Origin of the sequence: Azoarcus taiwanensis, assembly GCF_012910885.1 — a bacterium.
Taxonomy (GTDB): domain Bacteria; phylum Pseudomonadota; class Gammaproteobacteria; order Burkholderiales; family Rhodocyclaceae; genus Azoarcus_F; species Azoarcus_F taiwanensis.
Window position 1 is genome coordinate 1 of sequence record NZ_WTVM01000133.1, and the last position, 10,662, is coordinate 10,662.

The window sequence follows — 10,662 nt, forward strand, 5'->3', positions numbered from 1 at the left end:
GGGTCAGGTGGAGGTGGACGGCAAAGTCGAGGCGCGCAAACGCGCGAAGCTTCGCGCCGGCCAGCGTGTGCGTTTCGGCCGCGAGGAGATCGAGCTGGTCAGCGCTGAGACTCGCTGAGAAACTTCCGCCAGATCCAGCCGCGAGTGAGTTCCCTGCCGCTCACCGCGTAGTGCAGGGTGTATTCGTTGCGCAGAAGCATCTCCAGTTGCCTTTGCGCTTGCGCGTGGCCCACCAGCAGCAGCTCATCACTCGCTCGCAGATCGGTGTCATCAGGGGGTAGATGGAGATCCTTGTCGTCATCGCGCTGCAGAAGCAGCACCGTGCAGGCGAGGGGCTGGTTGCGATCGCGCGGGTCTCGGAGCAGGTCGCCGATGGTCACGCTGTGACCCTGCATGAGACGTCGGTAGAGCGCAGGCGCGCGGGCGATGTTGATGCGCTCGCTCCAGACGCGAGGCACCTTCCAGCCATAGCGCTGGGTGAGCTTCTCGACCAGCTCATGACACCAGACATCCGGTCGGCGCTTCATCTCGTCGAGAAAGGGGACCAGCAAGGGTGTGGTCAGCACCGCCAGACACTCATGGGCGATGACCTGGCTGGGAACCATGTTGAGGTCGGATTCGAAGGCGTCGAACAGTGCGTGGTTGGTGAACTGGTTCTGCCGCAGGATGATGAACAGGCCGGGATTGAGGTCGCGCGCAGTCACCGCAGCCGACAGGTTGTCCACGTCGCTGCTGGTGCACGCGATGACGCCGACCGCCTTATCCACACCAGCCTCGGTGAGCGCATCTGCCCCGGTGCCGTCGCCGATGATCCACGGGTGTTCGTCGCCCTTCGGCGGCGCGCGGTCGATGATCGTCAGCGGGACTTCCTCCCGATCCAGGGCTTCAGCGATGAAACGACCAAAGCGTCCATGACCGCAGAGTATCCAGGGGCCGCGGGGAGGGTCCCGATGTTGCTCGATGGTGGTGCCCGGCAGACCGGTGAGCCAGATCAGGAGGCGCCAGGCCGCGGGAGCGTGGAGCGCGAGTTCCAGATACTCGGCGAACTTCTGGAACGGGTTGATGATGTGGCGGGTGCCGAAAGAGGCCATGTTGGCTGCAGTCTCCCGGCGGGTGGCGCGGCACAGAGAGGGTAGCCGGGGAGCGAGGAGCCGCGCTGAAATGGCAACTGCGAGGTTGGCGCTGTCGTCGTCGGTCAGGGCCAGCACGCCGGCGCAGTGCGAATGAGTGAGGCCTGCCAGACGCAGGGTTTCAGGATCGCTCGCGTCGGCGGTCAGGGCTGGTACGTCGGCCGCGTAGCTCTGGAGTTCGATCTGGCCAACCTTGAGCTGGTCGAGTTCGAGCACAACGATGCGATAGCCCAGGCGATCGAGCGCGTCGCAGATCAGGCGCCCGGTTTCGCCATAGCCGCAGACCAGATAAAAGGGTTCGCGCAAGCGCCTCACCGAGCGCGCAAAGCGCTGCGTGGCGATGGCCTGCTGCAGGTTGCGGTCGGAGAGCAACGCGAACACCGAACCCAGAGTGTAGGCCCAGCCAATGACCGACATGTAGATGCAGGCGATGACCCACAATCGCTGCTGGTTGGAAAAATCGTAGGGCACTTCCCCGAAACCGATCGTGGTCGCGGTGTAGCTCATGAAGTAGAGCGCATGGAAGAAGCTGAGGTATTGCGGATTGCCTTGCTCGTCGGGCAGGCCAGGCGCGAGGGTCAGGCCGAGTACCGATATTGCGAGAATCGAGATGAGCAGAATCAGCGGCGTGCGCAGGCGCCGCAGGATCAGGAAAAACACGCTTTGGTACCGGAACATGGCACTCGGCCTGAAAGGGTCAGCGGCGCTGCATGAGTGTTTCGGCGATCAGGAAGATCACCGATACGACGTTGGCGAGCAGCGCACCGGCGGCGAGCGAGACCACGCTGGCGGTCATGTGAGGTGTCAGGCCCCCGTCCGATACATGAACCGCGTAGCCCCAGACCATGGCCGCTGCGATCAGTTGCAGGTCGGCGACCAGGCTTGTGGAAAGCTGCACAGCTCCGATCTGGGTGCGGTCGCCGAACTTGAGCACTGTGGCGATCAGGCTGACCACGAGTGCAGCGAAAAGCTCGTAGATGTCGTGATGTGCCGGGTTGTCGATCTCACCGATGACGAAGCCGAAGTTGAGCGTGGCGGCGAGGAGGATGAAGAAGCCGAAGAGGACTTTTTCGAGGTTCACATGAGACTCCGTTCGACGGTTGGGGGCGTGTCTGTGGCCTGTGCAGGCTTCACAAGATTCGGACCGAGGCGACCGTGTCAGTTTACGCCCTCGCGCCATTTCCGGGGTACCACTCCCCTCGCGGCTTACACGCCTACTCCTCGGTGCGAGCTGCGCCGGCCCCGTTCGCGGCTTGCGCCGCTCCTACTGGTGATGGATGCCCGCCGGGTGCCGTGTTAACTGGATTGTCATGTGTCAGCGATCGGCCTAATGCAACTCGCCATCGACATACAGCCACTCACCATTCTGGCATCTGAAACTGCTGGTCTCGTGCAAGCGCCCGGCACGACCGTTGGCGCGGTAGCGGGCGACGAACTCGACGATCGCGGTGTCAGCGCCGGTCTGTTCGTGTCGTTTGACGCTGAGGCCGATCCACTTGAGCGGTGTTTGATCCTCGGAGGCGAGCGTATCGGGCCTTGTCGACGGGTGCCAGGACGCCAGCAACCACGCATCATCGCCAAGTGCGAATGCCGAATAACGACTGCGCATCAACGCCTCGGCGCTGGGCGCAGGTCGCTGTCCGGCGATGATCGGGCCGCAACAGTCGTCGAAGGGGCGGTCCGAGCCGCAGGGGCATGGATGCGACAAAGGTTTCTTGCGGGTCATCTCGGCGCTCGGATAATCTAGAAAGTACAAGTCACGCAAGCATAGCAAGCGAACCACTCAATGACTCCTGAAGCCGAGAAGCGCGTCAAGAACACGCCACGCTACCTTCTGGTGGGCGTGCTGACGGTCGCCCCGTTGTGGGTGACCTGGCTGGTGTTCAATTTCATCTTCACCCGTTTGTCCCGCATCGGTGAGCCGTGGGTGGTGGGTATGGCCAGGGCGATGCGGCGCGACTGGCCGACGGTGTCGGAGTTGTTGCTGCAACCGGGTTTCCAGTCAGCGCTGGCGGTGGCGATCACGCTGATCATCCTGTATTTCATCGGCTGGATCGCGACGCGGGTCATTGGTCAGCGCATCATCCACTGGTTGGAGTCGCTGGTGCAGAACATCCCGATGGTTGCCGCAATCTACGGGGGAACCAAGCGTTTTCTCGCAGTGATCAAGGAAAAGCCCGGTAACGTGCAGCGCGTCGTGCTGATCCGGTTTCCGTCGCCCGAGATGCGCGCGGTCGGCCTGGTAACCCGGGTCATCCGTGATGCCGATTCCGGGGAGGAACTCGCGGTGGTCTATGTGCCTACCTCACCGAACCCGACGTCGGGCTACATCGAGATCGTGCCTCTCAGCGACGTGATCCCGACGGACTGGACCATCGATGAGGCGATGAGCTTCGTCGTGACCGGCGGTGCCAACTCACCGGACGTGGTGCGCTTCGGCAAGCGCATCGCGTTTGAGGATGCGATGGCCGCCGAGTCGCGCCCGATCGATCCCGGTTCTGCGCCCTGGAAGCAGCCCTGACCGCCACCGCCGTGCGACGGTCAGGCGCTTCTTTCGACCCGGCCCAATCCCCCTGACGCCGTTCGGGTTGAGCCCCTCGACAGGCCCAGGGCGAACGGAACTCAAGGGTCGGGCTGATGAGGTCAGTCTTGGCCGCCGAGGATTTCCCGCAGCACGAATGGCAGGATGCCGCCATGGCGGTAGTACTCGACTTCGATCGGCGTGTCGATGCGGCACAATACGTCGATCGACGCGTCGGTGCCGTCGGCGCGGTGGATGACGAGCTTCATGTCTTGCTGAGGGGTCAGCGTGTCGTCGATGCCGAGCACGTCGAAGGTCTCCGTGCCGTCGAGCTTGAGCTGCGGCCAGGACATGTCGCCCTTGAACTGCAGCGGCAAGACACCCATACCGACAAGATTGGAGCGGTGGATGCGTTCGAAGCTGCGTGCGATCACCGCCCTTACGCCGAGCAGTAGTGTGCCCTTGGCCGCCCAGTCGCGACTGGAACCGGTGCCGTATTCCTCACCGGCGAAAACCACGGTCGGCACGCCTCGTTTCTGAAAGGCGGTGGCGGCGTCAAACACCGTGGTGCGCTTGCCGTCGAGGAGGGTGAAGCCGCCCTCGATACGTTTGCCGTCCTCGTCGGGTGGCAGCATCAGGTTCTTCACCCGCACGTTGGCGAAAGTGCCGCGCACCATGATGTCGTGGTTGCCCCGGCGTGAACCGTAGGAGTTGAAATCCGGGCGCGCCACACCGTGTCCCTTGAGCCAGAGCCCGGCCGGTGTGCCCTCGGCGAAGGAGCCGGCCGGCGAGATGTGGTCGGTGGTGACCGAGTCGCCGAGCAGCAGCAGGGCCTTGGCGCCGTGAATCGCGGACACGCCCGGGGCGCCCATGCCAAAACCGTCGAAGAAGGGCGGTCGGGCGATATAGGTCGATTCCGGCCATTCATACACCTGCCCACTCGTTGCCGGGATTTCGTTCCACAGATCGTGGTCGCGGGTGAAGTCGGCGTAAAGCCGCTTGAAGGTGGCCGGATCCATCGCGTAAGGCATGATCTCGGCGATCTCGTCGGACGTCGGCCAGATGTCGCGCAGATAGACCAGCCGCCCGTCGCTGCCGGTGCCGAGCGGCTCGTTCGCCAGGTCGACATTGGCGCGGCCGGCGATTGCGAAGGCAACCACGAGTGGCGGCGAGGCGAGGAAGTTGGCGCGTAGATTGGGGTGGATGCGTGCTTCGAAGTTGCGATTGCCCGACAGCACCGCGGCTGCGACCACCTTGTTTTCGGCAATCGCTTCGTTAAGCTCGGGGGCGAGGTCGCCGGCATTGCCAATGCAGGTGGTGCAGCCGTAGCCGGCGAGCGCGAAGCCAAGCTTCTCTAGTGGCTCGAGAAGCCCGGCCTTGCCGAGATAGTCGGTGACTACCCGCGAGCCGGGGGCGAGCGAGGTCTTGATGTGCGGCGACACCGAGAGCCCCCGGTCCACCGCCTTCTTTGCAAGCAATCCGGCCGCGATCAGCACCGCCGGGTTGCTGGTGTTGGTGCACGATGTGATCGCGGCGATGAGCACGTCACCGTGACCGAGCGTGACACCGGGCAGCTTCGTGGGAAAGCGAGTGCCGAGCGAGGCTTCGGGTACGCCAAAGCCGTCGTCGACTTCCGGCGTCTCAAGCAGTCGATCGAAGACCTCTTCCATGTCCTTGAGCTCGATGCGGTCCTGGGGACGTTTCGGGCCGGCAAGTGACGGGACGATCGTGTCCAGATCCAGCTTGAGCGTGCGCGTGTAGTCGATCTCGCCGGCGCGCGGCACACCGAAAAGCCCTTGTGCCTTGAAATAGGCTTCGAACAACGCGCACTCATCGTCGCTGCGGCCGGTGCCGCGCATGTATTCGACGGTCTTCGCGTCGACCGGGAAGAAACCCATCGTCGCGCCGTATTCGGGCGCCATGTTGGCGATGGTCGCGCGGTCGGTCACCGACAGGCTGGCGGTGCCTTCGCCGAAGAACTCGACGAACTTGCCGACCACCTTTTCGCGACGCAGCATCTCGGTGACGGTCAGTACCAGGTCGGTGGCGGTCACGCCTTCGGCCAGCCTGCCGCTGAGTTCGACGCCGATGACGTCGGGGGTGAGGAAATACACCGGCTGCCCCAGCATGCCAGCCTCGGCCTCGATGCCGCCGACGCCCCAGCCGACGACGCCGACGCCGTTGATCATGGTGGTATGGGAGTCGGTGCCGACCAGGGTGTCCGGGTAATAGAGCATGCCTTCGCCGTCATCGTGCCCCCTGACGCCACGGAAAAGGTATTCGAGATTGACCTGGTGAACGATGCCGATGCCGGGCGGCACGACCTTGAAGGTGTCGAACGCCTGCATGCCCCATTTCATAAACTGGTAACGCTCGCGGTTGCGCTGGAACTCGAGCTCCATGTTGCGCCGCAAGGCGAGCGGCGAGCCGTACTCGTCCACCTGCACCGAGTGGTCCACGACCAGATCGACCGGCACCAGCGGCTCGATCAACTTTGGGTCGTGTCCCATGTCCGCCGCGACGTTGCGCATCGCGGCGAGGTCGCACAGCAACGGTACGCCGGTGAAGTCCTGCAGCACGACGCGGGCGACGATGAAGGGAATCTCGGCAGTGCGCGGTGCGTCATGAGACCAATTCGCCAGTTCGCGCACATGCGCTTCGGTGACCTTGCGTCCGTCACAGTTGCGCAGCACCGACTCCAGAACGATGCGAATCGATACCGGCAGGCGGGAGATTCTGCCGACACCGGCGTGCTCGAGCGCGGGCAGTGCGTAATAGCGGGCGTTCGAGCCCGACACGCCTTCCAGGGAGCGAATCGCATTGAAAGGATTGCTTGACATTGGGCACCTCCTTGGCAGTTGTGGCGTGACGGAACGAGTGTGCATTCGTCATGCCGAACCGGTCTGACCTCGACCATCTGGCGGTGTTCCGGCGAGGCGGTCGGAATGTTTGTCTACGTCACTTGTATTTGTAGCATCCGGAGAGCCGGAAAGCTCGCGGCGGGAGCGGGGCAGATCGAGCGCCTGGATCTGGCCATGGCGGGGTGACGCTCGCAAGCGAGCATTGTCCGGCGTAGAATTCGAAAATTGTGATGCCAGAACCAGCAAGCGACCCGGAAGCGATCCCGCTGCGCTGAACGGTCGGAATTGCTGCATTGCACCGCAAGTCTTATAAAAGACATATAATATGTCGTCCATCCGGGCGATCCCCGGGTGCCCTGCCACTTCAACGATGGAAGGAAAACCGCCGTGCTTGAAGCTTACCGTGCCCATGTCGCCGAGCGTGCAGCGCTTGGCATCCCGCCGCTGCCGCTGGACAAGCAACAGACCTCTGATCTGGTTGAGTTGCTCAAGAATCCGCCTGCCGGTGAAGAAGACTTTCTGGTCGAACTGCTCACCTACCGCGTTCCTGCCGGTGTGGATGATGCGGCCAAGGTCAAGGCCGAGTTCCTGGCCAAGGTCGCCAAGGGCGAGGAAGCCTGTGCGCTGGTCTCGCGTGCGAAGGCCACCGAACTGCTCGGCACCATGCTCGGCGGTTTCAACATCAAGCCGATGATCGATTTGCTCGACGATGGCGAGGTCGGCACCATCGCCGCAGAGGGACTCAAGAAGACCCTGCTGATGTTCGACTACTTCCACGATGTCAAGGAACTGGCTGAGAAGGGCAGTGCCAATGCCAAGGCTGTGATGCAGTCCTGGGCCGACGCCGAGTGGTTCACCAGCCGTCCGGAAGTCCCCGCGTCGATGAAGATCACCATCTTCAAGGTGACCGGTGAGACCAACACCGACGATCTGTCGCCGGCACCCGACGCCTGGAGTCGCCCCGACATCCCGCTGCACGCGCTCGCGATGCTCAAGAACCCGCGTCCGGGCATCGAGCCCGAAGAGGCTGGTGTGCGCGGCCCGGTGAAGTTCCTGGAAGACCTCAAGGCCAAGGGCAATCTGGTCGCCTACGTCGGCGACGTGGTCGGCACCGGCTCCTCGCGCAAATCCGCCACCAACTCGGTGCTGTGGTTCACCGGCGAAGACATCCCCTTCGTGCCGAACAAGCGTTTCGGCGGCGTGTGCCTGGGCAGCAAGATCGCTCCGATCTTCTTCAACACCATGGAAGACGCCGGCGCGCTGCCGATCGAGCTTGATGTCGGCGAGATGGACATGGGCGACGAGGTCGAACTCAACATCGACCACGCCACCGCCAAGGTCACCGCGCTCAAGAACGGCAAGGTGATCGCCGAAAGCCAGCTCAAGACCCCGGTGATCCTCGATGAGGTGCGTGCCGGTGGTCGTATCCCGCTGATCATCGGCCGTGGCCTGACCACCAAGGCGCGCGAAGCGCTGGGCCTGCCGGTGACCACCCTGTTCCGCCTGCCGCAGGCGCCCGCCGACACCGGCAAGGGCTTCTCGCTGGCGCAGAAGATGGTCGGCCGGGCCTGCGGTCTGCCGGAAGGCAAGGGCATCCGTCCGGGCACGTACTGCGAGCCGCGCATGACCACGGTCGGCTCCCAGGACACCACCGGCCCGATGACCCGCGACGAACTCAAGGATCTCGCCTGCCTCGGCTTCTCGGCCGACCTGGTGATGCAGTCCTTCTGCCACACCGCGGCCTACCCCAAGCTGGTCGACGTGCGCATGCACCGCGAGCTGCCGAGTTTCATCAGCAACCGTGGTGGCGTATCGCTGCGCCCGGGTGACGGCGTGATCCACTCCTGGCTCAACCGTCTGCTGATGCCCGACACCGTCGGCACCGGTGGCGATTCGCACACCCGCTTCCCGATCGGCATTTCCTTCCCGGCGGGTTCCGGTCTGGTGGCATTCGCTGCCGCGACCGGTGTCATGCCGCTCGATATGCCGGAATCGGTGCTGGTCAAGTTTACGGGCAAGCTGCAGCCCGGCATCACGCTGCGCGACATGGTCAATGCGATTCCGTTGTACGCGATCAAGCAGGGTCTGCTGACCGTCGAGAAGAAGGGCAAGAAGAACATCTTCTCCGGCCGGATTCTCGAAATCGAAGGTCTGCCGCAGCTCAAGGTCGAGCAGGCGTTCGAGCTGTCCGACGCTTCGGCCGAGCGCTCCGCCGCCGGCTGCACGGTCAAGCTCGACAAGGAGCCGATCATCGAGTACATGCGCTCGAACATCACCCTGATGAAGTGGATGATCGCCGAGGGCTACCAGGATGCGCGCACCCTCAAGCGCCGCATCAAGGCCATGGAAGAGTGGATCGCCAATCCGCAGCTGCTCGAGCGCGACGCCGACGCCGAGTACGCTGCGGTGATCGAGATCAACATGGACGACATCAAGGAGCCGATCGTCGCTTGCCCGAACGACCCGGATGACGTGAAGACCCTGTCTGAAGTCGCCGGTGACAAGATCGACGAAGTCTTCATCGGTTCGTGCATGACAAACATCGGTCACTTCCGTGCGGCCGGCAAGGTGCTCGAGGGCAAGTCCGACATCCCAACTCGCCTGTGGATTGCCCCGCCGACCAAGATGGACGCGATGATCCTCAACGAGGAAGGCTATTACAGCGTGCTCGGCAAGTCGGGCGCTCGCATGGAAATGCCGGGCTGCTCGCTGTGCATGGGTAACCAGGCACAGATCCGCAAGGGCAGCACTGCGATGTCGACCTCGACGCGTAACTTCCCGAACCGCCTGGGTATCGACACGCGTGTCTACCTCGGCTCTGCGGAGTTGGCGGCTGTGTGTGCACTGACCGGCAAGATCCCGACGGTCGAAGAGTACCTGCCGATGGTGCAGTCGCTCGAAGCCAAGGGTGCTGAGGTGTATCGCTACATGAACTTCGACCAGATCGAGGAATTCCGCGCGGTGGCTGACACCGTAGAGGTCTGACGGAGGAGGAGAACGGGCCACGGTGGTTTCTCGCCGTCGTTGGCCCGACCATAAGAAGATGCCCCGCTCGGGAAACCGGCGGGGCATATTTTTTGTGGGTTCGGGGAGGCGCCGCGTCGCAGCGAGTCGGTCAACTGCAGATGAACGCGATAGCGTAGGGGTTGTTTTCGCAGCTACCGCCGAGCGCCAGATGCCCATGCCCGTGAAGCACTGCCTCCTCGCGACTGAGCAGAAACTCCTTTTCTCCTTCGATCCGCACATAAGTACCGTTGCTGCTGCGATCGATGAGAACGAACTTGTCGCCTCGCAATTCAATTTCGGCGTGCTTGCGGGAGGCCAGACTGTCACGCACGTTCAGGTGGGCATCGGCGGACCGGCCCAGACGCACAAGTGGCTGGTGCTCATCGACGACGACGACTCTGTTGCCCAGCCTGAGCTCCAGCTCCTGGCGGGCGTCGTCGTGGTCGAGGGGTGCAGACTTCAGGACCGTGATGTCGCCAAGTGATTCGCACTTGAGCTCGTACAGCTCCAGCGGCCGTGAGGCGCCGCGCAAAACCCGCGGCGGCAACGCATTGAGTTGGTTGCGCCAATCGGCAGAGAGCTGCTCCCGGGTTTCGGCAGTCGTCAGTGCCCTGCCAGCGGTGGCAAGCTCGGCGAGCCTCGCTGCGAAGTTGACGGTTTCGCCGAAGAGATCCTGCCCTCCCTCGATCACTGAGCCGAAATTGAAGCCAATCCGGACTGCCAGACGCTGACCGCTTGAGTCGGGAATCTCGCGAAGGGCGGCATGGATGGCGAGCGCGGCATCGGCCGCGGCGTCAGCGTGGTCGAAAACCACCATCAGGCCGTCGCCGGTGTGTTTGACGATGCGCCCCCCCTTGTTCTCGATTGTCCGCTTCATCACGTTCAGGCTTCGATCGACAAGCCGGTAGGCCGCGCTGTCGCCAATGCGTTCGTAAAGCTGGGTGCTGCCGATCAGGTCGGCGAACAGCACGGTGCAGAACAGAGGTGGCGAGGGCTGATCGAGCATTTCGTAATTATGGGTAAGCGGATTAAATGGTTGATCTTACCTTTGCATGAGAGTGAGACAGACCGGCATCTCATCGGATTATCTGGTTGATGCTTCACCTACTGCTGGTGCATGTTTCCTTCGCTAATTCCAGCAAGA

The 10,662-nt window shown here is 63.1% G+C and carries 8 protein-coding genes; 3 read left to right on the forward strand and 5 right to left on the reverse strand.

Annotation, left to right across the window (positions count from 1 at the left end):
* Nucleotides 1-13: 13 nt before the first annotated feature.
* Nucleotides 14-118 (forward strand): RNA-binding S4 domain-containing protein, encoded by a 105-nt coding sequence (locus GPA21_RS16570; RefSeq protein WP_422614167.1) that lies wholly within the window; start codon nt 14-16, stop codon nt 116-118.
* On the opposite strand, the gene GPA21_RS16575 is transcribed toward GPA21_RS16570, so the two are convergent.
* The 3 genes from GPA21_RS16575 to GPA21_RS16585 all read right to left on the reverse strand — a co-directional run bounded on the left by GPA21_RS16575 (nt 99) and on the right by GPA21_RS16585 (nt 2,856).
* Nucleotides 99-1,808 (reverse strand): potassium channel family protein, encoded by a 1,710-nt coding sequence (locus tag GPA21_RS16575; protein ID WP_168989235.1) that lies wholly within the window; start codon nt 1,806-1,808, stop codon nt 99-101. The genes GPA21_RS16570 and GPA21_RS16575 overlap by 20 nt on opposite strands.
* 19 nt (nt 1,809-1,827) lie before the next feature.
* The gene (locus GPA21_RS16580; protein WP_168989236.1) at nt 1,828-2,211 is read right to left on the reverse strand and encodes a DUF6394 family protein; all 384 of its coding nucleotides are present in this window, start codon (nt 2,209-2,211) and stop codon (nt 1,828-1,830) included.
* A gap of 246 nt (nt 2,212-2,457) precedes the next feature.
* Entirely contained in the window at nt 2,458-2,856 is a 399-nt protein-coding gene (locus GPA21_RS16585; protein WP_168989237.1) for a YchJ family protein, read from the reverse strand.
* A gap of 60 nt (nt 2,857-2,916) precedes the next feature.
* Between GPA21_RS16585 and GPA21_RS16590 the strand changes: the two genes are divergently transcribed.
* Entirely contained in the window at nt 2,917-3,651 is a 735-nt protein-coding gene (locus GPA21_RS16590) for a DUF502 domain-containing protein (protein ID WP_168989238.1), read from the forward strand.
* A gap of 122 nt (nt 3,652-3,773) precedes the next feature.
* On the opposite strand, the gene acnA is transcribed toward GPA21_RS16590, so the two are convergent.
* A complete protein-coding gene (gene acnA / locus GPA21_RS16595) occupies nt 3,774-6,491 on the reverse strand; it encodes an aconitate hydratase AcnA (RefSeq protein WP_168989239.1) in 2,718 nt (905 codons plus the stop codon).
* Between the two features lie 408 nt (nt 6,492-6,899).
* Here acnA and acnB point away from each other — a divergent pair, with 408 nt between their 5' ends.
* On the forward strand, nt 6,900-9,497 hold the full coding sequence (gene acnB, locus GPA21_RS16600; RefSeq protein WP_168989240.1) for a bifunctional aconitate hydratase 2/2-methylisocitrate dehydratase: 2,598 nt from the start codon (nt 6,900-6,902) through the stop codon (nt 9,495-9,497).
* Between the two features lie 130 nt (nt 9,498-9,627).
* Here the strand turns inward: acnB and GPA21_RS16605 are convergent, their stop codons facing one another.
* A complete protein-coding gene (locus GPA21_RS16605; RefSeq protein WP_168989241.1) occupies nt 9,628-10,524 on the reverse strand; it encodes an adenylate/guanylate cyclase domain-containing protein in 897 nt (298 codons plus the stop codon).
* Nucleotides 10,525-10,662: the final 138 nt, after the last annotated feature.